Origin of the sequence: Pseudomonas knackmussii B13 (assembly GCF_000689415.1) — a bacterium.
Lineage (GTDB): Bacteria > Pseudomonadota > Gammaproteobacteria > Pseudomonadales > Pseudomonadaceae > Pseudomonas > Pseudomonas knackmussii.
On record NZ_HG322950.1, the window covers coordinates 1,411,800 to 1,434,076 of the forward strand.

Annotated in this window: 24 protein-coding genes and 2 pseudogenes; 12 read left to right on the forward strand and 14 right to left on the reverse strand. The window is 63.9% G+C overall.

Annotation, left to right across the window (positions count from 1 at the left end; genetic code table 11):
• The first annotated feature begins 16 nt into the window (after positions 1 to 16).
• Together relA and mazG are read left to right on the forward strand one after the other, a co-directional pair.
• On the forward strand, positions 17 to 2,275 hold the full coding sequence (gene relA, locus PKB_RS06695; RefSeq protein WP_043250111.1) for a GTP diphosphokinase: 2,259 nt from the start codon (positions 17 to 19) through the stop codon (positions 2,273 to 2,275).
• Positions 2,268 to 3,101 (forward strand): nucleoside triphosphate pyrophosphohydrolase, encoded by an 834-nt coding sequence (gene mazG / locus PKB_RS06700; RefSeq protein ID WP_043250113.1) that lies wholly within the window; start codon positions 2,268 to 2,270, stop codon positions 3,099 to 3,101. The genes relA and mazG overlap by 8 nt, the downstream gene beginning before the upstream one ends.
• Before the next feature lie 109 nt (positions 3,102 to 3,210).
• Here mazG and PKB_RS06705 read toward each other — a convergent pair whose 3' ends face one another.
• Complete coding sequence (locus PKB_RS06705) at positions 3,211 to 4,143, reverse strand: aspartyl/asparaginyl beta-hydroxylase domain-containing protein (protein WP_043250116.1); 933 nt, start codon at positions 4,141 to 4,143, stop codon at positions 3,211 to 3,213.
• Between the two features lie 162 nt (positions 4,144 to 4,305).
• On the opposite strand from PKB_RS06705, the gene PKB_RS06710 reads away from it, so the two are divergent.
• A complete protein-coding gene (locus PKB_RS06710) occupies positions 4,306 to 4,845 on the forward strand; it encodes a DUF2058 domain-containing protein (protein ID WP_043250119.1) in 540 nt (179 codons plus the stop codon).
• 54 nt (positions 4,846 to 4,899) lie between these two features.
• Here PKB_RS06710 and PKB_RS06715 read toward each other — a convergent pair whose 3' ends face one another.
• From PKB_RS06715 to purM, 3 genes and pseudogenes are all read right to left on the reverse strand, one after another.
• Positions 4,900 to 5,616: a DUF3108 domain-containing protein gene (locus tag PKB_RS06715; RefSeq protein ID WP_043250121.1), complete on the reverse strand. Its 717-nt coding sequence runs from the start codon at positions 5,614 to 5,616 to the stop codon at positions 4,900 to 4,902.
• Positions 5,617 to 5,626: 10 nt separating this feature from the next.
• Positions 5,627 to 6,278, reverse strand: a pseudogene (gene purN / locus PKB_RS06720) (phosphoribosylglycinamide formyltransferase).
• Positions 6,278 to 7,339, reverse strand: coding sequence for a phosphoribosylformylglycinamidine cyclo-ligase (gene purM, locus PKB_RS06725; RefSeq protein WP_043250123.1), 1,062 nt, complete (start codon positions 7,337 to 7,339; stop codon positions 6,278 to 6,280). The pseudogene purN and the gene purM overlap by 1 nt, the downstream one beginning before the upstream one ends.
• 216 nt (positions 7,340 to 7,555) lie before the next feature.
• Here purM and PKB_RS06730 point away from each other — a divergent pair, with 216 nt between their 5' ends.
• Both PKB_RS06730 and hda read left to right on the forward strand, forming a co-directional pair.
• Positions 7,556 to 8,605 (forward strand): DUF2066 domain-containing protein, encoded by a 1,050-nt coding sequence (locus tag PKB_RS06730; RefSeq protein WP_043250125.1) that lies wholly within the window; start codon positions 7,556 to 7,558, stop codon positions 8,603 to 8,605.
• A gap of 148 nt (positions 8,606 to 8,753) precedes the next feature.
• The gene (gene hda, locus PKB_RS06735; protein ID WP_043250127.1) at positions 8,754 to 9,461 is read left to right on the forward strand and encodes a DnaA regulatory inactivator Hda; all 708 of its coding nucleotides are present in this window, start codon (positions 8,754 to 8,756) and stop codon (positions 9,459 to 9,461) included.
• Positions 9,462 to 9,497: 36 nt separating this feature from the next.
• Here the strand turns inward: hda and PKB_RS06740 are convergent, their stop codons facing one another.
• From PKB_RS06740 to arsC, 3 genes are read right to left on the reverse strand one after another with little or no spacing between them, the layout of a single operon-like run.
• Positions 9,498 to 9,917 carry a DUF2069 domain-containing protein gene (locus tag PKB_RS06740; RefSeq protein WP_043250130.1) on the reverse strand — a complete coding sequence of 140 codons (420 nt, stop codon included), beginning with the start codon at positions 9,915 to 9,917 and terminating at the stop codon, positions 9,498 to 9,500.
• Positions 9,918 to 10,514 (reverse strand): NAD(P)H:quinone oxidoreductase, encoded by a 597-nt coding sequence (wrbA, locus tag PKB_RS06745; RefSeq protein WP_043250133.1) that lies wholly within the window; start codon positions 10,512 to 10,514, stop codon positions 9,918 to 9,920.
• Positions 10,511 to 10,864, reverse strand: a complete 354-nt coding sequence (arsC, locus tag PKB_RS06750) for an arsenate reductase (glutaredoxin) (protein ID WP_043250135.1) — start codon at positions 10,862 to 10,864, stop codon at positions 10,511 to 10,513. The genes wrbA and arsC overlap by 4 nt, the downstream gene beginning before the upstream one ends.
• A gap of 105 nt (positions 10,865 to 10,969) precedes the next feature.
• On the opposite strand from arsC, the gene PKB_RS06755 reads away from it, so the two are divergent.
• Entirely contained in the window at positions 10,970 to 12,199 is a 1,230-nt protein-coding gene (locus PKB_RS06755) for a YihY family inner membrane protein (RefSeq protein WP_043250137.1), read from the forward strand.
• Positions 12,200 to 12,359: 160 nt separating this feature from the next.
• The gene (locus tag PKB_RS06760; protein WP_043250139.1) at positions 12,360 to 12,557 is read left to right on the forward strand and encodes a hypothetical protein; all 198 of its coding nucleotides are present in this window, start codon (positions 12,360 to 12,362) and stop codon (positions 12,555 to 12,557) included.
• A gap of 3 nt (positions 12,558 to 12,560) precedes the next feature.
• Here PKB_RS06760 and PKB_RS06765 read toward each other — a convergent pair whose 3' ends face one another.
• Positions 12,561 to 12,965, reverse strand: a complete 405-nt coding sequence (locus tag PKB_RS06765) for a hypothetical protein (RefSeq protein WP_043250141.1) — start codon at positions 12,963 to 12,965, stop codon at positions 12,561 to 12,563.
• A 158-nt stretch (positions 12,966 to 13,123) separates the two neighbouring features.
• On the reverse strand, positions 13,124 to 14,530 hold the full coding sequence (locus tag PKB_RS06770) for a PilZ domain-containing protein (RefSeq protein ID WP_043250144.1): 1,407 nt from the start codon (positions 14,528 to 14,530) through the stop codon (positions 13,124 to 13,126).
• Between the two features lie 30 nt (positions 14,531 to 14,560).
• Between PKB_RS06770 and PKB_RS06775 the strand changes: the two genes are divergently transcribed.
• Positions 14,561 to 15,031: a TlpA disulfide reductase family protein gene (locus PKB_RS06775; RefSeq protein ID WP_043250146.1), complete on the forward strand. Its 471-nt coding sequence runs from the start codon at positions 14,561 to 14,563 to the stop codon at positions 15,029 to 15,031.
• Positions 15,031 to 15,306: an acylphosphatase gene (locus PKB_RS06780; protein WP_043250148.1), complete on the forward strand. Its 276-nt coding sequence runs from the start codon at positions 15,031 to 15,033 to the stop codon at positions 15,304 to 15,306. The genes PKB_RS06775 and PKB_RS06780 overlap by 1 nt, the downstream gene beginning before the upstream one ends.
• A 34-nt stretch (positions 15,307 to 15,340) precedes the next feature.
• Here the strand turns inward: PKB_RS06780 and PKB_RS06785 are convergent, their stop codons facing one another.
• The 3 genes from PKB_RS06785 to PKB_RS06795 form a co-directional block, all read right to left on the reverse strand.
• Positions 15,341 to 16,297, reverse strand: a complete 957-nt coding sequence (locus tag PKB_RS06785) for a hypothetical protein (protein ID WP_043250150.1) — start codon at positions 16,295 to 16,297, stop codon at positions 15,341 to 15,343.
• Between the two features lie 8 nt (positions 16,298 to 16,305).
• A complete protein-coding gene (locus tag PKB_RS06790; protein WP_043250153.1) occupies positions 16,306 to 18,021 on the reverse strand; it encodes a proline--tRNA ligase in 1,716 nt (571 codons plus the stop codon).
• 182 nt (positions 18,022 to 18,203) lie between these two features.
• Positions 18,204 to 19,526: an OprD family porin gene (locus PKB_RS06795; RefSeq protein WP_043250154.1), complete on the reverse strand. Its 1,323-nt coding sequence runs from the start codon at positions 19,524 to 19,526 to the stop codon at positions 18,204 to 18,206.
• Between the two features lie 719 nt (positions 19,527 to 20,245).
• On the opposite strand from PKB_RS06795, the gene PKB_RS06800 reads away from it, so the two are divergent.
• Both PKB_RS06800 and PKB_RS06805 read left to right on the forward strand, forming a co-directional pair.
• Positions 20,246 to 20,671 carry an HIT family protein gene (locus PKB_RS06800; protein ID WP_043250156.1) on the forward strand — a complete coding sequence of 142 codons (426 nt, stop codon included), beginning with the start codon at positions 20,246 to 20,248 and terminating at the stop codon, positions 20,669 to 20,671.
• Positions 20,672 to 20,674: 3 nt separating this feature from the next.
• Complete coding sequence (locus tag PKB_RS06805) at positions 20,675 to 20,881, forward strand: SlyX family protein (RefSeq protein ID WP_043250158.1); 207 nt, start codon at positions 20,675 to 20,677, stop codon at positions 20,879 to 20,881.
• Positions 20,882 to 20,928: 47 nt separating this feature from the next.
• Here PKB_RS06805 and PKB_RS29545 read toward each other — a convergent pair whose 3' ends face one another.
• Positions 20,929 to 21,195, reverse strand: a complete 267-nt coding sequence (locus tag PKB_RS29545) for a cold-shock protein (RefSeq protein WP_156958118.1) — start codon at positions 21,193 to 21,195, stop codon at positions 20,929 to 20,931.
• A gap of 18 nt (positions 21,196 to 21,213) precedes the next feature.
• Positions 21,214 to 21,519: pseudogene (locus PKB_RS30310) on the reverse strand (cold shock domain-containing protein membrane protein); the annotation flags it as partial.
• A gap of 479 nt (positions 21,520 to 21,998) precedes the next feature.
• Between PKB_RS30310 and PKB_RS06815 the strand changes: the two are divergent.
• Positions 21,999 to 22,265, forward strand: coding sequence for an FmdB family zinc ribbon protein (locus tag PKB_RS06815; protein WP_043250162.1), 267 nt, complete (start codon positions 21,999 to 22,001; stop codon positions 22,263 to 22,265).
• Positions 22,266 to 22,277: the final 12 nt, after the last annotated feature.

Consider the following 22,277-nt stretch of genomic DNA (forward strand, 5'->3'; position numbering starts at 1 on the left):
GGGAAGGGTAGAGAAGATGGTACAGGTGAGAGCGCACCAGCCGGTCAACACGGACGGCAGTATCAACCTCGAGGCTTGGCTGGACCACGTCCAGACCCTGGTCCCGGTGCTGGACCGAAAGGTCCTGCTGGAAGCCTGCGAGTTCGCCCGGGCGGCCGAGAACAAGGCGGCCAGCCAGGTCGACACGGCGTGGGCGGAGGGTACCTCCAGCTTCCAGACGGGCCTGGAAATCGCCGAGATCCTGGCTGACCTCAAGCTCGACCAGGAGTCCCTGGTCGCCGCGGTCATCTACCGTGGAGTGCGCGAGGGCAAGATCAAGCTGGAAGAGGTGCAGCAGCGCTTCGGTTCGGTGGTGGCCAAGCTGATCGAAGGCGTGCTGCGCATGGCGGCGATCAGCACCAGCTTGAACCCGCGGCAGTCGCTGGTGCTCGGCACCCAGGCGCAGATCGAGAACCTGCGCAAGATGCTGGTGGCCATGGTCGACGACGTACGCGTCGCGCTGATCAAGCTGGCCGAACGCACCTGTGCCATTCGTGCGGTGAAGAACGCCGACGAAGAGAAGCGCATGCGCGTCGCCCGAGAGGTCTTCGACATCTATGCACCGCTTGCCCATCGCCTGGGCATCGGCCACATCAAGTGGGAGCTGGAAGACCTTTCCTTCCGCTACCTCGAACCCGACCAATACAAACAGATCGCCAAGCTGCTGCACGAGCGCCGCCTGGACCGCGAGCAGTACATCGCCACCGTGATGCAGCAGCTCAAGGACGCACTGGCCGCCACCGGCATCAAGGCCGACCTGTCCGGCCGCGCCAAGCACATCTATTCGATCTGGCGGAAGATGCAGCGCAAAGGCCTGGACTTCAGCCAGATCTACGACGTCCGCGCCGTGCGCGTGCTGGTCCCGGAAATGCGCGACTGCTACACCGCGCTGGGCATCGTGCACACCCTCTGGCGGCACATTCCCAAGGAGTTCGACGACTACATCGCCAACCCCAAGGAAAACGGTTATCGCTCGCTGCACACCGCGGTGATCGGCCCCGAGGGCAAGGTGCTGGAAGTGCAGATCCGCACCCACTCGATGCACGAAGAGGCCGAGCTGGGCGTCTGCGCGCACTGGCGCTACAAGGGCACCGACGTCAAATCCGGCTCCAACCACTACGAAGAGAAGATCTCCTGGCTGCGTCAGGTCCTCGAGTGGCACGAGGAACTGGGTGACATCGGCGGCCTGGCCGAACAGCTGCGCGTGGATATCGAGCCTGACCGCGTCTACGTGTTCACCCCTGATGGCCACGCCATCGACCTGCCCAAGGGCTCCACGCCGCTGGACTTCGCCTACCGCGTGCACACCGAGGTCGGGCACAACTGCCGTGGCGCGAAGATCAACGGGCGCATCGTCCCGCTGAACTACAGCCTCCAGACCGGCGAGCAGGTCGAGATCATCACCGGCAAGCACAGCGGCCCGAGCCGCGACTGGCTGAACCAGAACCTCGGCTACGTCACCACCTCGCGGGCGCGGGCGAAGATCGTCCACTGGTTCAAGCTGCAGGCGCGCGACCAGAACGTCGCCGCCGGCAAGACCATGCTCGAGCGCGAGCTCGGACGCCTGGCGCTGCCGCCGGTGGACTTCGAGAAGCTGGCCGAGAAGGCCAACTACAAGACCGGCGAGGACCTCTTCGCCGCCCTCGGCGCCGGTGACCTGCGCCTGGCCCATGTAGTCGGTTATGCACAGGCGCTGGTGGAACCGGAGCGCGGCAACGAGCAGCTCGAACTCATCCCGCGCAAGCCGAGTCGCATTGGCCACGGCAAGCGCGGCGACATCCAGATCCAGGGCGTGGGCAACCTGCTGACGCAGATGGCCGGCTGCTGCCAGCCGCTGCCGGGCGATCCCATCGTCGGCTACATCACCCTCGGCCGTGGCGTCACCATCCACCGCCAGGACTGCGCCACCGTGCTGCAACTGGGTAGCCGTGAACCCGAACGGATGATCCAGGTCAGCTGGGGGCCGGTGCCGGTACAGACCTACCCGGTGGACATCGTCATCCGCGCCTACGACCGTTCCGGCCTGCTGCGCGACGTCTCCCAGGTGCTGCTCAACGAGCGCATCAACGTGCTGGCGGTGAACACCCGCTCGGACAAGGAAGACAACACCGCGGTCATGCGCCTGACCATCGAGATTCCGGGCCTGGACTCCCTTGGCCGCCTGCTGGCGCGGATCTCGCAGCTGCCGAACATCATCGAAGCGCGGCGCGACCGCGCGGGCGGCAAGGATGTATAAGCTCGACGACCTGCTGCACCTCATGGCCCGGCTGCGCGACCCGCAGCACGGCTGCCCGTGGGACCTCAAGCAGAGCTACGCGACCATAGTCCCCTACACCCTCGAAGAGGCCTACGAAGTTGCCGATGCCATCGAGCGCGGCGACTTCGGCCATCTGCGCGAGGAGCTCGGCGATCTGCTGTTCCAGGTGGTCTATTACAGCCAGCTGGCCCGCGAGGAGCAGCGTTTCGCCTTCGATGAAGTGGTCCACGGCATCACCGCCAAGCTGGTCCGCCGCCATCCCCACGTCTTCCCCGACGGCGACCTTTACGGCGAGCCCGACCCGGCGAAGCTGGAGGAGGCCGCGGTCAAGCAGCGCTGGGAAGAGCTCAAGGCCGAAGAGCGCGCCGCCAAGGCCGCCGAGCCGGTGCAGCTGTCGCTGCTGGACGACGTGCCCACCGCGCTGCCGGCGCTGAGTCGCGCGGCCAAACTGCAGAAGCGCGCGGCCCAGGTCGGCTTCGACTGGCCTGAAGCGTTGCCGGTCGTGGACAAGTTGCGCGAAGAGCTGGACGAGGTGCTCGAAGCCATGGCCGACGGCGATGCCGAAGCCCAGGCGGATGAAGTCGGCGACCTGCTGTTCGCGGCGGTCAACCTGGCGCGTCACCTGAAGGTCGATCCGGAAACCGCCCTGCGCGCAGCAAATGCCAAGTTCGAGCGCCGCTTCCGCTATATCGAGACGGCGCTGCGGGACCAGGGCCGCAAGCCCGAGGACTGCAGCCTGGAAGAGCTGGACGCGATCTGGGGCGAGGCCAAGCGCGAAGAGAAGAATCCGCTGGGCTGCGGCTAGACAGCGCTCGCCCCCATGAAAAAGCCCCGCAACCGCGGGGCTTTTTCATGGGTGTAGGAGCGGACCTTGTCCGCGATCGCGGATGAAATCCGCTCCTACAAAGTGCGGATCAGCCGAACATCCAGCGCAGCAACAGCACCAGCAGCCCCACGGCGAGGATGGGGCGGGCGATGCGGTAAGCCTTGGGATAGCGGCGCTTGAAGACCTTCACCCTGCTGCCGACGACATTGCCGACGCGGATCAGCACCGAATAGGCCTGGTTGATGCCGCCAACGCGCTCGCCCTCGACGTTCTGCGGTGCCGTGGCGCGGCCGAGGAAGGCGCTGACGCGGCGGTTGATGCGGGTCAGCAGCGAGGATTTGAGCGGTCGCTCAATGTCGCAGAACAGGATCAGGCGCGATTCTTCGGTCTCGTTCTTCACCCAGTGGACGAAGGTCTCGTCGAACATCACGTCCTCGCCGTCGCGCCAGGCGTAGGGCTGGCCGTCGACGAAGATGCGGCAGCTGTCGGAGTTCGGCGTGGCCAAGCCCAGGTGATAGCGCAGCGAACCGGCATAGGGGTCGCGGTGCTTGTTCAGGTGGCTGTTCGGCGGCAGGCGGGTGAACATCGCGCCCTTCACGTTGGGGATGCGGCTGACCAGCTCGACGGTCTGCGGGCAGAGTTTCTGCGCCGAGGGCAGGGGGTCGTCGTACCAGGTCAGGTAGAAGCGGGTCCAGCCCTTCTTGAAGAAGGAGCCAAAGCCGGCTTCGTTGTTGTTCAGCGCGTCGCGGATGTAACCCTCGTCGAACAGCTGCATGGCCTCGTCGCGGATCGTCTGCCAGTTGTCGCGCAGGGCGTCCAGCTCGGGGAATCGTTCACGATCCAGGTACGGCTTGGAGGGCACGCTGGAGTTCAGGTACATCAGCGAGTTGTAGGGGGCGAACCACGCGGAGTGGTTGACCAGCTGACGCAGGAACGGCAAGCGCACGCGGCCGCGCAAATGCACGTACAGCGTGGCGGCAACGAATACAGCAAGGATCGCGAGAACGATGATCTTGAGCATGGGATGGCGAGTCCGCCCTGGGTGGCTGATAATCGGCCGGGCACTTGCGCTGTGCCGGCACAGGCCCGAGGATTATACCCACAGTGCATACCGTCTCGGAATTTTCCGATGTGTCAGAATGACATGGCCTACAGGCGTGTCACCGGAGAGAGTCGTTAGCGAATGAGCATGTCATTGCGTGACCAGCTGCTGAAAGCCGGGCTGGTCAACGAGAAGCAGGCCAAGCAGGCCGGCAAGCAGAAGCAGAAACAGCAGCGCCTGGAGCACAAGAACCAGGTGGAGAAGGACGATAGCCAGCGCCAGGCGGCCCTGCAGGCGCAAGCCGAGAAGCAGGCGCGCGACCAGGAGCTCAATCGTCAGCAGCAGGAAAAGGCCGACAAGAAGGCCAAGGCCGCGCAGATCAAGCAACTGATCGAAGGCACCCGCCTGCCCAAGCTGGAAGGCGACGACTACTACAACTTCGTCGACGCCAAGAAGGTCAAGCGCATCACGGTGAACAACCTCATCCGCGACAAGCTCAGCCGCGGCAGCCTGGCCATTGTCAGCTACGACGGCCGCTACGAGATCGTTCCGCGCGATGCCGCACTGCGCATCCAGGAGCGCGACGAGCGTCGTATCGTGCTGCTCAACGAGCCGAGCGGGGAGCCGGATGAGGACGATCCGTACAAGGATTACGTGGTGCCTGACGACCTCATGTGGTGACAACGGCAAAGAAAAAGCCGGGCGATTGCCCGGCTTTTTTCATTGCGGTCGGTCTTATGACCCTTTGACCTGCTTACCGTCGACCGTGCCGTCCTTCAGCATGATCTGGTATTCCTTGCCGTCGGTTTCCTGTTGATACAGGCGCACCAGCAGGTAGTCCCAGTCCTTGGCGAACCAGAGGATGGTCTTGCGGTTGCTCTTGGTCGGATCGCGCACGCGCTCGACCTTGATGGCGGCGATCTGGCCAGCCTGGGTGGCGACCTTCTCTTCGCCGAGCACGCGGAAGTCGTAGGTATCGCTGTCGGTACCCTCGATCACCTGGTAGCTCATGCTCTTCTTGCCGAGGGCGACGTCGTGCTGCAGGGCGAGCTGGTAGGTGGACTTGTCCAGTTGGCCGCGATTCAGCGGTACGTGCACTTGATCGCCGCGATCGCTGCCCAGGACCTGCTTTTGCGCCCAGTTGAACTCGAGGTCGGTGGACTTGTTCTTGCCCAGCCCTTCGCGCGACCAGTGATAGGTCTGCGGCAGGAAGGTGTCGCCTTCGACCTTGAAGGTGCTGTTCTCCTTCAGGCTGGCGAGCAGCATGGAGGCCTGGAAGTCGAGCTTCCACGCACCGCCATCGGTCTTGCTCAGGCTGCGGGACGCAGTGCCGCTCAGGGGCATCTGTTTCCAGTCCGCGGTGTAGCTGGCCTCGAACGGCTTGAGCTGGTACGAGGCGGCGTACGCCGGCAGCGTCAGCAGGGCCATCAGGAACAGCAGGACTCTACGCATCACGAATCTCCTAGGTTCGGAACGGGTGGCCGGTGGCCGGCAACGCCTGGCCATCCAGCATGGCGCCTTGCTCGCCCAGGCGCAAACGGCCTTCGGCGAACCAGCGCATGGCCAGCGGGTAGATCAGGTGCTCCTGCACGTGGACCCGCGCGGCCAGCGATTCCGGCGTGTCGTCGGACTGTACCGGGATTGCCGCTTGTACGACCAGAGGGCCACCATCAAGTTCCTCGGTGACGAAGTGCACCGAGCAGCCATGCTCGGTGTCACCGGCCTCCAGCGCGCGCTGGTGGGTGTGCAGCCCCTTGTACTTGGGCAGCAGGGAGGGATGGATGTTGATCAGGCGGCCGTGGTAGTGGCGGACGAAGCCGGGGCTGAGGATGCGCATGAAGCCCGCGAGCACCACCAGATCGGGGGCGTGGGCATCGATGCGGCGGATCAGTTCGGCATCAAAGGCTTCGCGGTCGGCGAAGCCCTTGTGGTCTAGCACTTCGGTGGCGATGCCGGCGTCGGCGGCGCGTTGCAGGCCGTAGGCATCCGCGCGGTTGGAAACCACCGCGCCGGATCACCGCCGGCGTGTGGCCGGCGGCGAGGCTGTCGATCAGTGCTTGCAGGTTGCTGCCGGAGCCGGAGATCAGCACCACGACATTGCAAGGACGGGACATCAGTGGCCTTTCAGGTTGTTCAGCACCACGCGCTCGGCGTCTGCGGCGCAGGCGTCGATACGGCCGATGACCCAAGGCTGCTCGCCGGAAGCGCGCAGGGAGTTCAGGGTGGCGTCAACCTGGTCCTGAGCTACGCAGATGACCATGCCCACGCCGCAGTTCAGCACGCGGTGCATCTCGTGCTCGTCGACGTTGCCTTTCTCCTGCAGCCAGTCGAAGACCGCCGGACGCTGCCAGCTGGCGACGTCGATCACGGCCTGGGCGTTGTCCGGCAGGACGCGCGGGATGTTGTCCAGCAGACCGCCGCCGGTGATGTGGGCCATGGCCTTTACCGCACCGGTCTCCTTGATCAGCTTGAGCAGCGGCTTGACGTAGATGCGGGTCGGCGCCATCAGCAGGTCGGCAAGCGGCTTGCCGTCGAGCTGGGTGGCTTCGATGTCGGCACCGGCGACTTCGATGATCTTGCGGATCAGCGAGTAGCCGTTGGAGTGCGGACCGGAAGAGGGCAGGGCGATCAGGGCGTCGCCGGCGACCACTTTCGAGCCGTCGATGATCTCGGCCTTCTCGACCACGCCGACGCAGAAGCCGGCCAGGTCGTAGTCTTCGCCTTCGTACATGCCCGGCATTTCGGCGGTTTCGCCGCCGACCAGCGAGCAGCCGGCCAGTTCGCAGCCGGCGCCGATGCCGGTCACCACGGTGGCGGCGACGTCGACATTGAGCTTGCCAGTGGCGTAGTAGTCGAGGAAGAACAGCGGCTCGGCGCCGCAGACCACCAGGTCGTTGACGCACATGGCGACCAGGTCCTGGCCGATGCTGTCGTGCTTGTTCAGGTTCAGCGCCAGGCGCAGCTTGGTGCCGACGCCGTCGGTGCCGGAGACCAGCACCGGCTGCTTGTAGCCGGCCGGGATCTCGCAGAGCGCGCCGAAGCCGCCCAGGCCGCCCATGACTTCAGGGCGCGCGGTGCGCTTGGCGACGCCTTTGATGCGTTCGACGAGGGCTTCGCCAGCGTCGATGTCCACACCGGCGTCTTTGTAGCTCAACGAAGGTTGCTTGCTGCTCATGTATCCAGGCCTGTAGAGAGGAGTGATTCGTCTGCAGGCCGCGGCGCGAAAGATGCGCGGCGGCCTCGCGGGAGGCGCGGGATTTTATCAGGCTTGCCCCGATGCGGCCATCTCGCGCTGTCGCCGCTGACCGGAGGGCTGCTAAGGTATAGGTCTTCCGGAGGGGCTTGTCAGGTGTCGTTCCCCTCCATTCGTTCCGTTCGTCGAGAGCCCCACATGCGATTTACCGCCCGCCTGTTGTTCCTCTGCCTGTCGTTGCTCAGCCTGCCGACCTTCGCCGCCGCGCTGAACAATCTCTACCAGGTGCGCGAACCGGTCGCCTCGCAGCAGCCGGACGAGCGTAGCGCCGGCCTGACCCGTGCACTGCAGACGCTGGTGCTGCGCCTGACCGGCGACCAGAAGGCTACCCAGAGCCCAGCGCTGGCCGGCTACTTCAAGGACCCGCAGCAGCTGATCAGCCAGTACGGCTACGAGACCGGCCCGCCGCTGGCGCTGGTGGTGGATTTCGATCAGAACTCGGTTGACAACGCGCTTCGTCGCGCCGGCCTGCCGGTGTGGGGCGCCAGTCGGCCGACCCTGCTGGCCTGGTGGCTGAATGAAAGCGCAACTGGCAGCAGCCTGGTCGGTGACAACCAGGAGAGCGCTGCGCCGCTGAATCGCGCCGCGCAACGCCGCGGCTTGCCGCTGCTGTTGCCGCTGGCCGACCTCAACGAGCAAGGCGTGGGCACCGCGCAGAACATCACCGCTGCCCAGCCCGATGCCCTGCGCGCTGCGTCGGACAAATATCCGGCCGACGGCCTGCTGGCGGTGGACGCCAAGGAAGACGGTGGCAAATGGCAGGCACAGTGGCGCCTGTGGCTCGGCGACTCGCGTGAACAGGGGCAAGTGCAGGGCGATAACCCCGATGCCTTGGCCGACGCCGTGATGCTCGCGATCAGCCAGCGCCTGGCGCCGCGCTTCGTCGGCGCGCCGGGCAGCGCCACGGCGCTGAACCTGCAAGTCCAGGGCGCCAACCTGGAGCGCTATGCCCAACTGCAGAAGCTGCTCGAACCCATGGCCGCCAAACTGGTGCAGGTCAAGGGCGACACCCTGGAATACCGCCTCAACGCCAGCCCGGAGCAACTGCGCGCCCAGTTGGCCCTCGCGCGTCTGCAGGAAGCGCCGGCCGAGCCCGCTGCGTCTGCCGCTCCGGCGGTCGATGCCAGCGGCCAGTCGGTACCGCCGCAGCCCGCCGCCCCCAGCAACGTCATGCGCTTCCGCTGGTAAAAAACCAGCTTCGAAGCCCCATAAATCAGAGGGAGGCGCAGCTTGCTGCGCCTCCCTCTTTCATATGGGTGCGTCATCCTGATGATTTGGTTAAACTTTTGGACTGTACGGCTTCACTGTAAGCGATTTTGAAGAAAGCCCGCCCGGCATGAAACAACCAATGCAGCTCCCTCTGGGCATCCGCCTGCGCGACGATGCCACGTTCGCCAACTACTACCCCGGCACGAATGCGGCCGCATTGGGGTATGTCGAACGGCTGTGCGATGCGGAAGCCGGCTGGGCGGAAAGCCTGATCTACCTCTGGGGTGTCGAAGGGGTGGGGCGAAGCCACCTGCTGCAGGCGGCCTGCCTGCGCTTCGAGCAATACGGCGAGTCTTCTGTGTACCTGCCGATGGCCGAGCTGGTGGATTACGGCCCGGCGATCTTCGACGACCTCGAACAGCTGGAACTGGTCTGCCTCGACGACCTGGAAGCCCTGGCCGGCCGACCGGAGTGGGAAGAGGCGCTGTTCCACTTGTTCAATCGCCTGCGCGATGCGGGTCGACGCCTGCTCCTGGCGGCATCGATGCCGCCGCGCGAACTGCCGGTCAAGCTGCCTGACCTGAAGTCTCGGCTGACACTCTCGCTGATCTTCCAGCTGCACCCGCTGACCGATGAAGAGAAACTGCGCGCGCTGCAATTGCGCGCCTCCCGCCGTGGCCTGCACCTGACCGACGAGGTGGGGCGCTTCATCCTCACCCGCGGCGCGCGCAGCATGGAGTTCCTCTTCGACCTGCTCGACGAGCTGGACAAGGCTTCGCTGCAGGCACAGCGCAAGCTGACCATTCCCTTCCTCAAGGAAACCCTGGGCTGGTAGGCCACAGGGTTCCTCGATTTCAGGCGAACGCCTTTCTCAGTCTTCCCCGGCCAGCTTGCGCTCGTACTGGAAGCGCCAGCGCGTGTAGAGCAGCGCCGAGAGGAACAGGCTGACGCTCAGCAGCACTTCGGCCCAGCCATAAATGTACTGCCCCGGCTCGAAGGTATTGAGCACGCCGGTGATGAAGTACAGGTTGACGACATAGCAGGCCCAGGCGTGGCCGCGCGCGCTGCCCAGCAGGACTCCGGGCAGCACTATCGCCAGCGGCAGTAGCTTGAGAGCGACCCAGGCCTTGGGCACCCAGCCCGGCGCACCGTGGTCGTCCGTGAACACCAGGCCCCAGACCAGGATGACCAGCACCAGGCCGAGAAAACTACCCAGGCAGATCGCCCGGCTCGCGGCCAGGCGTGGTTTGAGGCGTTCCAGCGACGGCAGGGGTTTCTTCTTGCGGGCCATTCAGCGCTCCAGCTTTGCCGCGACTTCGGCCAGGCGCTTACCCAGCGCGCGGCACAGGATGATCTCGTGTTCATCGAGACTGCGTTTGCCATCGGCACCGGCGAAGTGGCTCGCACCGTAAGGGGTGCCGCCGCCACGGGTTTCCAGCAGGGCCGGTTCGCTGTACGGAATGCCGGTGACCAGCATGCCGTGGTGCAGCAACGGCAGCAGCATGGAGAGAAGCGTAGTCTCCTGGCCGCCGTGCAGGCTGGCAGTGGAGGTAAAGACCGCCGCCGGCTTGCCCACCAGGGCGCCGGTCAGCCACAGGCTGCTGGTGCCATCGAGGAAGTACTTGAGCGGCGCCGCCATGTTGCCGAAGCGCGTCGGGCTGCCCATGGCCAGGCCGGCGCAGTCCTTGAGGTCATCGATGCTGACGTAGAGCGCGCCCTCTTCCGGAAGATCAGGGGCGACGGCCTCGCATTCGGTGGATACCGCCGGAACCGTGCGCAAGCGCGCTTCGAGGCCGGCTTGTTCCACGCCGCGGGCGATCTGCCGCGCCATTTCGGCGGTGGTGCCGTGACGGCTGTAGTAGAGCACCAGGATGTAGGGCGTGCTCAAGGCAGGATCTCCAGGACCTTCTCCGGCGGACGGCCGACCACGGCCTTGTCGCCTGCGACCAGGATCGGGCGCTCGATCAGCTTCGGATGCTCGACCATCGCCTGAATCAGCTGCGCTTCGCTCAGTTGCGAATCGTCCAGGCCCAGCGCCTTGTACTCGTCCTCACCGGTGCGCAGCAGCTGGCGCGCGGTCATGCCGAGCTTGCCGAGCAGAACCTTCAGTTCGGCTGCGCTGGGCGGGGTTTCCAGGTAGCGCACGATCTGCGGCGACAGCCCGCGCGCTTCCAGCAGTTCGAGAGCACCGCGGGACTTGGAGCAGCGCGGGTTGTGGAAAAGTGTCAGTTGGCTCATATCCATGGGCTCGCTGGGCCGTTAAAGTGGCGGCTATTCTAACCGCCCCTCCGGGTTGGCTGAACCCGCGTGCGGCAGGAGCGGCGCGATTTCCAAGGACACCTCATGCAAGAGCGCCTCGACGGCCTGATCGAATTCTGTCGCTACCTGGTCCAGCGCTTCCGGGTCGACAAGGCCAGCGGCCACGCCGCCGCGCTGACCTACACCACGCTGTTCGCGGTGGTGCCGATGATGACCGTGACCTTTGCCATGCTCTCCGCCATCCCGGCGTTCGAGGGCATGGGCGAGCGCATCCAGCTGTTCATCTTCCGCAACTTCGTGCCGTCCACCGGCGAGGCCGTTGAGGCCTACCTGCGCAATTTCACCGCACAGGCTAGGCACCTGACGTGGCTGGGTGTGGCCTTCCTGGCAGTCACCGCGTTCAGCATGCTGGTGACCATCGAGCGCGTTTTCAATGACATCTGGCGGGTGCGCAAACCGCGCCGTGGCGTGTCGCGCTTCCTCTTGTACTGGGCGATCCTCAGCCTGGGCCCTCTGTTGCTGGGCACCGGCTTCGCCGTATCCACTTACATCACCTCGCTTTCGTTGCTTTCCGGCCCACATCCGATGCCCGGCGCCGGGACCATATTGAAGTTCACCCCGCTGCTGTTCAGCGTGGCGGCCTTCACTCTTATCTATTGCGCAGTGCCCAACGCGCGCGTGCCGCCCCGGCATGCGCTGGTCGGCGGAGCGTTCGCTGCGATCCTGCTGGAGGCTGCGAAGTCGCTGTTCGGTCTGTATGTCGGCCTGTTCCCGGGCTACAAGTTGATCTACGGCGCCTTCGCTACCGTCCCGCTGTTTCTGCTGTGGATCTACCTCTCCTGGCTGATCGTGCTGTTCGGCGCCGAACTGGTTTGCTATCTCTCGGCGCCGCGCGTCTGGCGGCGCAAGGCGCTGCCGCGGCTGCTCGTTCTTCTGGGGCTGTTGCGCGTGTTCTACGAGCGCCAGCGCCGCGGCGAATCCACCCGATTGGCGAATGTTCATCGGGCCGGCTGGCTGTTGCCGGAGGATGAGTGGGAGGAGTTGCTGGATTTCCTGGAGCGCGAGCAGATCGTCTGTCGCTCCAGCGGCAGCGACGATGCCTGGGTGCTGTGCCGTGACCTCGGAAGTTACAGCCTGCATCGGCTACTGAATCGCTGTCCCTGGCCGCTTCCGTGCCTGGATAAGCTGCCGGCGGAGCTGGACGAGAGTTGGTACCCGGCCCTGCGCGAGGCCCTGGAGCGTTATCAGAAAGAGCGCGAGCAGCTGTTCGGCGACAGCCTGGCGAAATGGTTGAGTCCGTCACATTCCGAGTGACGAAAAAGGGCAGTTTGCGGCGAAACAGTCAGTCGGACTGAGATGGGTACAGGGCGCGCCCCGTCAATTCAGTAGTCTCGGGAGGTTGGCACACTTCTGGCTATGTTCAGGGGCAAGAGGACATTGACGTTCAAACTAAGTTCCCCAAGGCCATTCCTTCATGAACAAAGACCTGAACAAAGTCGTACACCTGCACCAACGCGACCCCCTGAGTGCGCTGGAGCGGTTGAATAGAATCACGGGTCTGCAGTTCAGCAGCTGGCCTGAATCGCTGCTGCCCAACGTCGTGCAGGAACCGGCTTTGGAGCCGGAAGCGGAAGAGTCGCTGATCGCCGAAGGCTGCCGTCACCTCGGCTGAACCTCACAGGCTCAGGCTGTTGGCCGGCAGGCGCTGGTCGCTTGCGTGGATCTGCTCCACGGCCTGGACGAACAATTCCTCGACGGTCAGGCGCGACAACTGCAGCGCTGCCCGCAATCTGATCTGTAGATCCTCGATCCTTTGCCGGAACGGCAAGCGCGCCACGCCCGAGAGCAGGATGCGCCCGTGGCCGTTCAGGCTGCCGTGATCGATCACCACTTCGCGAACCTGCTCACCGTCCCGGTAGCGCGCTATGAGCGTCACCGGCAGCTCGGCCATGCCCGGTACGAGCAGCCAGGCGGCGACGTTGTAGTCGGCCACGCGTCCACCATTGACGGTATTCGCGGTCCGGGCATTGGCCACGACGGGCGCGGGGACCTTGCTGACGAGCTGGTCGCTGGGCTGCATGAGGCTGTTCCGTTTTCGGGTGTATGGACGCCTGCTTGTCGTCCGTGGCGGTTGCCCGCGTCGTAGCTCGCGAGCGTCGGCGATTATAGGAAGGGCAGGGAGGGGGAATCCGTGAACCTTGCCGATCTTTGCTGTGACGCTCGTCCCAAATAACGCGTTCAGACGATCCGCAAGGGGTGGCGGCTGACCAGTGGCGTGGCGAGATTGGCCGCGGGCAGGGCGAGGATGGTCTGGTTGTCGAAGGTAGCCAGTTGCAGCCACAGGTTCTCGCCTTCGACGAATTGCCCAACCGGCAGCCAGATGCCGTGGTACCAGCCATTGCCCGGCTCCGGGGTGCTCTGCAAGACCGCCGGGTGACGTTGCGCGTCAGGCGCACGGCGCAGCCAGACCGGGCGCGGCAGGCCCTTCAGGTAGCGCAGCCCGAGGTGCAGGCCGTCGCTGTTGAGGTGGCGCCAGCGCACTATGGCCAGGGTCGGCGCGCCCTGTTCGGCGAGGATCAGCAGCAGTTGCCCGACCGGCAGGCGTTGCGCCTGGCTGTGCTGGCAGATGACGCGAGCACCTCCTGGGCTTGCGTCCAGTTGGAGGGCCTGGCTGGCTCCGGGAGTTTTGCTCAGCAGGTGTTCCTGGATTGCCGGCAGACCGATGACCAGTTGGCAGTCGGCGGATTTCTCGGCGCGTTGATGGCGGCGCTGCTGATGGCCCAGCCAGTGCGGGCGTACGGTCTCCAGCAGCTGGGTATCGCTGGCGCTGCGCAATGGCGCCGGATCGTGGAGGGCCAGCAACAGCGCGCCAAGCTCCAGGCGTCGCAGCTGTTCGGGAGGCGCGTCGCTTGGCTGCTCATAGCCCAGGCTCGGCTGATCTTCGCCGAGGTCGACGACGTAGCCGTCCGGATCTTCCTCATCCCACGGCAGCAGCGGGGCCAGGCCCGCCAGCGGCGCCAGGGCGCCGAAAAGCCTCGCGGAATCTCCTTCTGCGAGATGGAACGGATTGCTCAGGGCCAGGAGCAAAGACTGTTGGTAGAGCCCGCGCAGGGTGCTCGCTGGCGCCGGCTCGAAGGCGGCGGCGATGGGTTCGTCCAGGCATTGCTGGTACTCGCCGATCCAGTACAGCAGATGGCTGTCACGCCAGAGCGAGCCGGGCGGCTGCTGGTACTGCTGGTAGTGCCGCAATAGCGCCTGGGCGAGGAAATGCTCGGCCATGTACAGGCACCAGGCCAGGTGCGGGCGCGAAGGCTTGTGGCCATTGAGAATCTGCAGCAGCAGGCGCTTGAAGCCCGCCGCCAGCTCGCTGCAGAAATGCGTGAACAGCGACGGCGGCGCCTTGCTGTCGCGAAACTGGCGGGCGTAGTGGCGGTATTCTTCACTAAGATTTTGCAGGGCGCGCTGCCTTTCCAGTAAGGTCAGCGCGCAGCGGTTCAGGCGGAAGAGCACAGTCAGGCTGTGCTGCAGGCCTTCGTTCGGGGGGAGAAGGCGGGCTTCTGCCAGTCCGGCCGCAAGATTGTCCGTGGCGTCGTGCACCTCTTCGAGGATGTCCGGGACTTCCAGGCGCAGGGCATCCAGCATCATGACCACCCCGCATACACGAGGAAAGAAGGCATGGGAGTGCGGCTCCGTATTATGGGTGGACTGTTCATCGGCCTGATCCTGGCCGGTTGCTCAGCGGACTACGGTGTCGATCAGCATGGACAGAAAGTATCGGCATCCAGCCTAGATGGCCAGTGGCTAGTCATCAATTACTGGGCGGATTGGTGCCCACCCTGCCGCAAGGAGGTCCCCGAATTCAACCGTTTGGTGAAAGAGCAGCAAGGCAAGCCGCTGCGCGTGCTGGGCGTGAACTACGACGGGCTGCGCGATGCCGAGCTTAGCAAGGCGGTCGATGACCTGGGTATCGAATACACCGTGCTGGCCGACGATCCGGCCAAGCGCTTCGATTTGCCGCATAGCGAGGCGTTGCCCGTCACATTCATCGTCGACCCTAAGGGGAAGATGCGCGAACGCCTGCTCGGTGAGCAGACCGCCGCCGGTGTACAGGCGCGACTGGCGCAATTGCAGCAGGAGGAACACTGATGGGCAGAGTCTGTTTGCACGGTTTCGTCAGCGGCCGTGTGCAGGGCGTCTACTACCGCCAGAGCACCGAGCAACAGGCCGAGCGCCTGGGCGTCGATGGCTGGGTGCGCAATCTCGCCGACGGTCGCGTCGAGGTGCTGCTGGAAGGTGAGGAGGATGCCGTGCGCGAGCTGGAGCGCTGGCTGTGCGACGGGCCGGCGGATGCCGAGGTGAGCGCCGTGGACGTTCAGGAGGTGCCGGCGCAGGGCATTACCGGCTTCATCGTCCGTCGCTGAGGAATAGCCAGGCGCGCAGGGCGCCTGGTGCGATTCAGTTGCTGCTGCCCGGGTCGGCTGCCAGGCGCCCGGCATCGGTCAGCAGGCGATGCAGGAACTCCTTCTGCAGTTCCGGATCGTTTCGGGTCAGCTCGATCAGGCTCTGCTCCAGTTCGCTGGCTTCTTCTTCCATGCCCAGGTCGGAAAGACGTTTGACCCGGTGCACCCAGTGCTGCACGTCCTCGCCCTCGAGATCGTTGTAGATCAACGCGTGGGCTTCGCCGAGCTTGCTGCGCAGGGTCGGGCTGAGGGCCAGGCTGGCTTCGCCGCGGGTGTTGTCCTGCGGGTCGGTCACCCTCAGTTGCAGATGGCTTGCGCGCTTCAGCGCTTCATCGTCGAAGGGGCCTTCGAGCAGGTTCAGGCGCAGTACGCCGTGGCGGTCTGTGAGCAGGTCCTGGGTGTCCTTGCCAGTGCTCAGCTGCACCGGACGTTCAGCCCATGGCAGGCTGGAATATTCGGTGTGTTTGTTGCGCTGCTGCTCGACGATGCCGGCCAGGTTCTGTTCTGCGCGGCCGTTGGACTGCACGTTCATGAACGGATTCATGCCGTCGATGCCGTAGCTGATCCAGCCGTGGGTGACGCTTTCCGGCAGATTGCCGAGGGCAAACACGTTGACCACGTTGGCGCCGACGCCGGCAACGAAGGTGACCATGCCGGCCGGCACTTCGTACAGCTCGCGCCAGGCCTGGTAAGGCGTGTAACGGTCGTAACGGCGGGTGACCTCGAACTCGGTGACTTCGAAGGTCTTCTGCTCCAGCACGCGGATACGGCGTTGCGGCAGTTGCATCACGGCCGGCTCGCCGACTTCGATCTGCAGGCTGTGGTCGAGCAGTTTGCGCTCGACGCGTTCCTCATGCTCGCTGCGCTGCGACATCTGGTTGGCGCAGCCGCCGAGCACAAGGCTGCCGCACAGGGCGGCAACCTTGAGGCGGGTGGTGCTTAGCGGGGACATCGTGCTGCTCAGTTACCGATCTTCGCCTTGAGGAAGTTCATGACATCGTCGAGGGCGATGTTCTGCGACTCGCTGTCACGGCGGCCCTTGTACTCCAGGGTGCCTTCGCCAAGGCCGCGATCGCTGACCACGATGCGGTGCGGAATGCCGATCAGCTCCATGTCGGCGAACTTCACGCCGGGGCTGGTCTTCTTGTCGCGGTCATCCAGCAGCACTTCGAAACCGGCGGCGGTGAGTTCGGCGTACAGCTTGTCGGTAGCCGCGCGTACGCTCTCGGTTTCGTACTTGAGCGGCACGATGGCGACCTGGAAGGGTGCCAGGGCGCTCGGCCAGAGGATGCCGCGCTCGTCGTTGTTCTGCTCGATCGCGGCTGCGACCACACGGGAAACACCGATGCCGTAGCAGCCCATGATCAGGGTGACCGGCTTGCCTTGCTCGCTCAGTACGTTGAGCTTCATGGCTTCGCTGTACTTGGTGCCGAGCTGGAAGATGTGGCCGACTTCGATACCGCGGCGGATCACCAGGGTACCTTTGCCGTCCGGGCTAGGGTCGCCTTCGACGACATTGCGCAGGTCGGCGACTTCCGGAACCGGCAGGTCACGTTCCCAGTTCACGCCGAAGTAGTGCTTGTCGTCGATGTTGGCGCCAGCGGCGAAGTCGCTCATCAGGGCTACCGAGCGGTCGACGATGCAGGGCAGTGCCAGGTTCAGCGGGCCGAGGGAACCCGGGGCTGCGCCGATGGCTGCCTTGATTTCTGCTTCGCTGGCCATTTGCAGCGGGCTGGCCACCAGCGGGTGGTTGCCGGCCTTGATTTCGTTCAGCTCGTGGTCGCCACGGACGATCAGTGCGATCAGCTTGCCTTCTTCGGCAGCATGAACCACCAGGGTCTTGATGGTCTTCTCGATGGGTAGGCCGAACTTCTCCACCAGATCCGCGATGGTCTTGGTGGCCGGGGTGTCGACCAGGCGCAGTTCTTCGGTTGCCGCGCCGCGGGCGGTTTCGCGCGGCAGGGCTTCGGCCTTCTCGATGTTGGCCGCGTAGTCGGAGCTATCGCTGAAGACGATGTCGTCTTCACCGGAGTTGGCCAGCACGTGGAATTCGTGGGAGCCGCTGCCACCGATGGAGCCGTTGTCCGCCTGCACCGGACGGAAGTCCAGGCCCAGGCGGGTGAAGACCTTGCAGTAGGCGTCGTACATGACGTCGTAGGTCTGCTGCAGCGATTCCTGGTTCAGGTGGAAGGAGTAGGCGTCCTTCATGATGAACTCGCGGCCGCGCATCAGGCCGAAGCGCGGACGGATCTCGTCACGGAACTTGGTCTGGATCTGGTACATGTTGATCGGCAGCTGCTTGTAGCTGTTCAGCTCGTTGCGCGCCAGATCGGTGATGACTTCTTCGTGGGTCGGGCCGACGCAGAATTCGCGTTCATGGCGGTCCTTCAGACGCAGCAGCTCGGGCCCGTACTGCTGCCAGCGGCCGGATTCCTGCCAGAGCTCGGCGGGCTGCACGGCGGGCATCAGCACTTCCAGGGCGCCGGCGGCGTTCATTTCCTCGCGGACGATGGCCTCGGCCTTGCGCAGCACCCGCAGGCCCATCGGCAGCCAGGTGTAGAGACCCGAAGCCAGCTTGCGGATCATCCCGGCGCGCAGCAGCAACTGGTGGCTGATGACCACGGCGTCGGCAGGGGTTTCTTTCAGGGTGGACAGCAGGTACTGACTGGTACGCATGGTTGGCCGTTATTCGATAGCGAGAAATAGATAGGCTGGGCATTGTACGGTGCGGGTCAGGCAACGTACAGGGCGTGGCGCCCGGCGCGGGCGTGCCTGTAGAGGAGGGCGCCAGAGTTGGCGCCGGAATAGAAAAAGCCCGGCCTAGGCCGGGCTTTTCATTACCTTCTGTCGAGTTCTGATTACAGAACGGACAGCGGGTAGTCGACGATCAGACGGAACTCGTCGATATCACCTTCAGCTTGGTCGCTGTTGGCGCGGTGCCAAGCTTGGCGAACGCGGAAGGACAGGTCCTTGGCCGGGCCGCTCTGTACAACGTACTTGGCTTCGACGTTGGTTTCGTGGTGCTCGCCGTCCGGACCATAGCCGTAGTTGGCGTACGGGCTGGTCGGATCGATCTTGGTGCCGTCGATGTCTTTACCGTTGATGTAGCGGGTCATGAAGGTCAGACCCGGAACACCGTACTCGGCCATGTTCAGGTCGTAACGGGCTTGCCAGGATTTTTCACCCGGGCCGTTGAAGTCGGAGTACTGAACGGAGTTGGCGAGGAAGATCGAGTCGCCGCCGCGGTTGTTGTCACCGATGCCGATGTAGTCGAACGGAGTGTTGCCGTTCACTTTCTGGAAGGCCAGGGTGAAGGTGTGCGCGCTCAGGGTGTAAGCCGCTGCCAGGGAGAAGGTGTTGTTGGTGATGTCACCAGCCAGCGACTTACCCTCGTCCTTGGTGTTGTAGTAGTTGACGTCAAAGCCCAGCGACTGCTTGTCAGCGATCGGCAGGGTGTAGTTCAGGTTGACGTAGTACTGGTTCCAGATGTCTTCCAGCTTGGCGCCGTACAGCGAAGCGGAGAACTGGTCGTTGAAGGCGTACTTGCCACCGATGAAGTCGGCGGATTTGGCTTCTACACCAGCGTAGTTGGCCCAAATGGTGCCATCACGGTTGGTGGAGTCCTGGCTGGTGCCGGAGTAGTAGTGGCCGCCCTCGACGTCCAGACCTTGGATCTCGCTGCTCATCAGCGCGATACCGCTGGCGGTTTGCGGCAGCAGGCGGGTGCCGCCAACGGCGAATACCGGCGCGGTCGGCTGCATGTCACCGGCTTTCAGCTCGGTCTTGGAAACGCGGATCTTGATGGCGCCGCCGGCTTTGCCGTAGCTGTCTTGCTTCTCGCCGTCGTCGCCAACCGGCAGGTTCTGGGTGGCGCCGTAGCCTTTGCCGCCGTCCAGTTTCAGACCCAGGTAGCCGAAGGCGTCAACGCCGAAGCCAACGGTGCCTTGGGTGAAGCCGGAGCTGTAGTTGCCCCAGAAACCTTGGCTCCAGTCGCGCTGGTCGCGAGCACCGTTTTTGTTGTTGCGGTTGAAGTAGTAGTTGCGAACCAGGAAGTTCAGGCTGCTGTCTTCGATAAAGCCTTTCGAAGATGCTTGGTCGCTGACGAAGGCGTCGGCCATAGCCAGTTGCGACGTGGCTGCAGAAATCGCCAGGGCAATGGCGCTCCACTTCATCACTTTCATCGTGATTGCTCCTTTGGTTTTGAAGTTATCTGCCATCACAAGTGCCGCAGTGACGGCTCGTTCTTTTTGTCGGCGCTAACTTATAGCACGCGTGTTCTCTTGGCGATAGTTGCAGGAAACTTCTGACGGATTCTTTATGGGGCTGTCGCAAACCTGCATGCAAAGTGTCGCATTCAAGTAGGTCTCAACTTAAAAAAACAGTAAGGGCACTACTTGACAGCCATTTGTCCGTTTTGAAATCCCCCTCAGGCAACTTCCATTTTTGGTTATTTTTTACTCAAGAGATGAGCTGTCATCCCTTGCGATTCGCCTGATCGTAGTCCTTCAAGCAACAACCGTGCACAAAGCCAGTGTTCTTCGTCGTCGTGCCGGTTGCTCCAATGGTTGGACGGTGTAAGCGGAAATCGCGCAGATTTCAAGATGTTTCGGCGGATTTCGCTGCGCTCTGTCTCGCTTCGGTGGCGGGCGGGCGCTCAGCTTCGCTTCGAAACGCTGCGCGTTCCAGGCAGATCAGCCACAAAAGGATGCAGCTAGTGTCGCGGCACCTGTTGTCGGAAAACGCCCTGTTTTGGCGCATGTCGCAGCAGAGCTGCCTGCTGCGGGAGCGAGTTGCGGATGCCAGCAGTGTGTCGGGTTCGAGCCTCTTGTATGCTGCGCGCCTTTCGGCCCCGGACTGGGGTTAGTCTGTCTTTCACACTGGTCGAACAGGAGAAGTCGTTATGTTCGTCTTGGATTCCCGTCTGCAGCAGGACACCATCGCGCTGGGCGATTTCGCTCTTAGTCGCCTCCTGCTGATGAATGATGCCCAGTTCCCCTGGTTCATCCTGGTGCCGCGTCGCGAGGATGTCAGCGAGATCTTCCAATTGGCCCCCGAAGAGCAGCAGATGCTCTGGCGCGAGGCAACCGGGCTGGCCGAAGTGCTCAAGGACACATTCAAAGCCGACAAGATGAATGTGGCCAATCTGGGCAATGTCGTCAGCCAGTTGCACATGCACGTCATCGTTCGCCGTCGCGACGATGCTGCTTGGCCCGGGCCGGTTTGGGGCAAGGTGACGCCGCGGCCATACACCGCGGATGAGCTCCAGGTGCTGCGCGCCAAGTTGCGCATGGTCCTGGGTGACGACTTCCGATTCGAGCAGGAGTGAATCATGGACCTCGAGCAGCGACTTGCCGATCTGGAGAGTCGTCAGGCCTTCCAGGATGACGCCATGCAGACCTTGAGCGACGTGGTTTACGAGCAGGAGCGGACCATAGAGCGCCTGCGGATGCAGATGCAGGCGCTGCTCAAGCGTCTGGAAGACCTGCAGGGGCAGGTCGGGGTGGCCGACGACGAGGCGCCTCCGCCGCATTACTGACAGGCATGAAAAAGCCCGCCGGAATGGCGGGCTTTTTCGTGGTGCCTTCAGCGGCGGCCGGGGAGGGCTGCAATCACGTCTTCGGCCTGCAGGCCTTTGTCGCGTTGCACTACCGAGAACTCCACGCGCTGGCCTTCGATCAGGATGCGGTGGCCTTCGCCGCGAATGGCGCGGAAGTGGACGAAGATGTCCTCGCCGCTGTCGCGGGAAATAAAGCCGAAGCCCTTGGAGGTGTTGAACCACTTCACGGTGCCGGTTTCACGATTTTCCGCGCTCGGGCTGGGTTGTGCGTACTGGTTGGATGGCCTGCGCAGTTTGCCGGTCAGTTGCAGCACTGCGGCGCTGGCGAGGATCAGCAGCGGTAGCAGGACGGCCGGCTGGTCGCCGATGGCCGGCAGCGGTGCGAGCAGGATCAGGATCTGCAGGACCACCGCCAGGAGCACCAGGGCGCTGATCAGGCTCTGCAACTGTTGCGTCTTGCTCGACGTCGGCGTCAGTAGCAGGGTCGTCAGGCCGAGCAGGGCCAGATACACGGCGTCGGCATTCTGCAGGAAGGGGATGGCATCCGAACGCAAGGCAGGTGCAAAGGACAGCAAGAGGGCGATGGCGCCCGTCAACAGATGGACGATTTTTAGCATGGCTATGGGTTCACCTTGAGCGGGTAACTAAGAAGTAGCCGGCGGGCGAATCGATCCGGGACGATGAAAATGGGCCGACCGTAAGCCGCAAGCCTATGCGCAGGGCGCACGGCGGGTATTTAACCGCAATCCGGTAACCTTCTCAAATCAAGCGCTTAGCGTGCTTGGTGGGTGATGCTGGGGTGTCTGGTGCGGTGTGGGACTCGAACCTGTGGGGGCGGTAGGCGATCCCGTTTGTCCGTGGGAGCGCCGTGATCGCAACGATCTCCTTGCCGCGCACGGTGCCCCTCGATCGCTCCCGGGCGTTCTGTGGCCCTTCCTTATATATGAGGGCGCTGTGCCGTGACGAAGTGCGTCTGCGTTTGCCATGCGCGCGGCATTCTGGGGCGGCTGCAAGGTGCGGTTTTTTCAGGCTATAATCCGCGCCTTTGCCGCGGGATGCGGGCCCGCGGCCAATGAGTCCGAGCCAGGGTATCCCGATGCCGATTTATGAATATCAGTGCCGCTCCTGCAGCCATCAGCTGGAAGCGATCCAGAAGTTCAGCGATGCACCGCTGGTCGATTGTCCGGCCTGCAGTGCACCTGAATTGAAGAAGATGTTGTCCGCGCCGGGTTTCCGCCTGGGCGGCGGCGGCTGGTACGAAACCGATTTCAAGACGGGCGCCAGGAAGAACCTGGCAAGTGCCGACGCCCCGACCTGTCCCGCCACGGGATGCGGCTCCGGCGCCTGTGCCGCCGGCGAATGAACGGCTCCACCG

Bases quoted from the DNA above. Each gene is read 5' to 3' on its own strand.
- relA (WP_043250111.1), top strand. From the start codon at position 17: ATGGTACAGGTGAGAGCGCACCAGCCGGTCAACACGGACGGCAGTATC.
- mazG (WP_043250113.1), top strand. From the start codon at position 2,268: ATGTATAAGCTCGACGACCTGCTGCACCTCATGGCCCGGCTGCGCGAC.
- PKB_RS06705 (WP_043250116.1), bottom strand. From the start codon at position 4,143: ATGCTCAAGATCATCGTTCTCGCGATCCTTGCTGTATTCGTTGCCGCC.
- PKB_RS06710 (WP_043250119.1), top strand. From the start codon at position 4,306: ATGAGCATGTCATTGCGTGACCAGCTGCTGAAAGCCGGGCTGGTCAAC.
- PKB_RS06715 (WP_043250121.1), bottom strand. From the start codon at position 5,616: ATGCGTAGAGTCCTGCTGTTCCTGATGGCCCTGCTGACGCTGCCGGCG.
- purM (WP_043250123.1), bottom strand. From the start codon at position 7,339: ATGAGCAGCAAGCAACCTTCGTTGAGCTACAAAGACGCCGGTGTGGAC.
- PKB_RS06730 (WP_043250125.1), top strand. From the start codon at position 7,556: ATGCGATTTACCGCCCGCCTGTTGTTCCTCTGCCTGTCGTTGCTCAGC.
- hda (WP_043250127.1), top strand. From the start codon at position 8,754: ATGAAACAACCAATGCAGCTCCCTCTGGGCATCCGCCTGCGCGACGAT.
- PKB_RS06740 (WP_043250130.1), bottom strand. From the start codon at position 9,917: ATGGCCCGCAAGAAGAAACCCCTGCCGTCGCTGGAACGCCTCAAACCA.
- arsC (WP_043250135.1), bottom strand. From the start codon at position 10,864: ATGAGCCAACTGACACTTTTCCACAACCCGCGCTGCTCCAAGTCCCGC.
- PKB_RS06755 (WP_043250137.1), top strand. From the start codon at position 10,970: ATGCAAGAGCGCCTCGACGGCCTGATCGAATTCTGTCGCTACCTGGTC.
- PKB_RS06760 (WP_043250139.1), top strand. From the start codon at position 12,360: ATGAACAAAGACCTGAACAAAGTCGTACACCTGCACCAACGCGACCCC.
- PKB_RS06765 (WP_043250141.1), bottom strand. From the start codon at position 12,965: ATGCAGCCCAGCGACCAGCTCGTCAGCAAGGTCCCCGCGCCCGTCGTG.
- PKB_RS06770 (WP_043250144.1), bottom strand. From the start codon at position 14,530: ATGATGCTGGATGCCCTGCGCCTGGAAGTCCCGGACATCCTCGAAGAG.
- PKB_RS06775 (WP_043250146.1), top strand. From the start codon at position 14,561: ATGGGAGTGCGGCTCCGTATTATGGGTGGACTGTTCATCGGCCTGATC.
- PKB_RS06780 (WP_043250148.1), top strand. From the start codon at position 15,031: ATGGGCAGAGTCTGTTTGCACGGTTTCGTCAGCGGCCGTGTGCAGGGC.
- PKB_RS06785 (WP_043250150.1), bottom strand. From the start codon at position 16,297: ATGTCCCCGCTAAGCACCACCCGCCTCAAGGTTGCCGCCCTGTGCGGC.
- PKB_RS06790 (WP_043250153.1), bottom strand. From the start codon at position 18,021: ATGCGTACCAGTCAGTACCTGCTGTCCACCCTGAAAGAAACCCCTGCC.
- PKB_RS06795 (WP_043250154.1), bottom strand. From the start codon at position 19,526: ATGAAAGTGATGAAGTGGAGCGCCATTGCCCTGGCGATTTCTGCAGCC.
- PKB_RS06800 (WP_043250156.1), top strand. From the start codon at position 20,246: ATGTTCGTCTTGGATTCCCGTCTGCAGCAGGACACCATCGCGCTGGGC.
- PKB_RS06805 (WP_043250158.1), top strand. From the start codon at position 20,675: ATGGACCTCGAGCAGCGACTTGCCGATCTGGAGAGTCGTCAGGCCTTC.
- PKB_RS06815 (WP_043250162.1), top strand. From the start codon at position 21,999: ATGCCGATTTATGAATATCAGTGCCGCTCCTGCAGCCATCAGCTGGAA.